The sequence below is a fragment of the Streptomyces sp. NPDC111802 genome (assembly GCF_055634335.1).
The window spans coordinates 1-1,564 of the sequence record NZ_JBVKCZ010000215.1 but is presented as its reverse complement, the minus strand read 5'-3'; the positions used below and the strand labels follow the sequence as shown (position 1 = coordinate 1,564).

The 1,564-nt window shown below is 66.4% G+C and carries 1 pseudogene; it reads left to right on the top strand.

Annotated elements, in window-relative coordinates:
• Nucleotides 1-433: 433 nt before the first annotated feature.
• Nucleotides 434-1,465 (top strand): annotated as a pseudogene (locus tag ACZ7NC_RS45560) (IS4 family transposase); the annotation flags it as partial.
• Between the last annotated feature and the right edge of the window lie 99 nt (nucleotides 1,466-1,564).

The window sequence follows — 1,564 nt, the reverse complement described above, 5'->3', positions numbered from 1 at the left end:
CAGGTAACCCACACATAGCCACGAAACGCGGCCACACCGCGCACCCTTGCGCCCTTGTGAACACGCGAAGGGGCTGTCAAGTTCGCGGCTCTGGCCCGTAGTCGGTGGTGACGCCGGGGCGGGGTCACCGGCAGGACCAGGTCACGGGCGGCTTTCCGCTTGCCTTGCCGAGTGAGGTTCTTGCGCCGGCGCCGGCGCCGGGGCACTGTCAAGTTTGACGAAGCATCAGGTGATCAAGAAGGTGATTCACGGGCTTCGCCTCTGAATCCATGGATGAAGCATTGGTTTGGCGTGACACAGGTGAGCTCCGCTCGAGATATTCCTTCTTGATCAATCAATGCCCCGAAGTTAGGACGTGGTGATCGCTGTCAACGGGTCGGTGGCATACGAGCGGGGCCTCTGCTGTTCAAGGGATCGACCAAGATCTTCCTGAATGCAGAGGCCCCGCGTGTCCAAGTGTGTCATGGCTGGTGCGCCAGCCGTCGTCGATGTCTTCGCCCCAGGCCATCTGGGAGAGTTGACGCAGGTCATACCAGTCGAGCTGGTCGACGCGATGGTGGAGGAGACCCGCACGCGTGAGCGTCGGTTGCGGGATCTGCCGTCGCGGGTCGGGGTGTACTTCGTCCTGGCACTCGGCTTGTTCGAGGGCCTCGGTGCACAGCTCGTCTGGGAAAAGTTGACCGCCGGCCTAGGCGTCGCGGTGCCCCGGCCCTCGGAGAAGGCCCTGAGAGATGTACGCCGTCGCCTCGGAGTACCCCCGATACAGCGGCTGTTCGAGGTCCTGGCCGGCCCGCTGGGACGGCCGTCCACTCCCGGAGTGCGCTACCGGTGTTGGCGGACCGTGGCCTTCGACGGATGCGGCAGCCTCTGCGTCCCCGACCAGGACCGCAACCGTTCCTGGCTCGGTACGAGCACTCATCGCTTCGGCACCGGAGGCTATCCCCGCCTGATGCTCATGACGCTCTGCGAGACGGGCACCCGTGGACTGCTCGGCGCGGTCTTCGGCCCCTCCGCGCAGGGTGAACCCGCCTACGCCCAGCAGCTGATGGACCGCCTCACCCCGGACATGCTCCTGCTCGCCGACCGCGCTTTCGACGGCAACGACCTGCTGAGCGACGTCGTGGAACGGGGCGCCCAGTTCCTGGTCCGCGTCAAGTCCACTCGGCGCCTGCCCGTCCTGGCCCTGCTCCCGGACAACTCCTACCTCACCCGAGTCAAGGGCCTGACGCTCCGCGTCATCGAGGCGGAAGTGAGCACGCAGGCCACCGACGGCGGCCGCATCACCGGGGTCTACCGGCTGCTGACCACGTTGACCGACCACCGCACCGACCCTGCCGCCACCCTGACCGCTCTCTACCACGAACGCTGGGAAGTCGAGTGCACCTACCTCGCGCTACGGCACACCCTGCTCAAGGGCCGAGTCCTGCGCTCGAAGGACCCCGCAGGCATCGCCCAGGAACTCTGGGGGAGGCGCTGTCAAGTTGCCTGCGAGTGAGGCGAGTTGAGGCAATGTGATGGTGCGCGGGTGTCGTGAGTGGCACGGCGTTCAGCCGTGCGCGGGCGC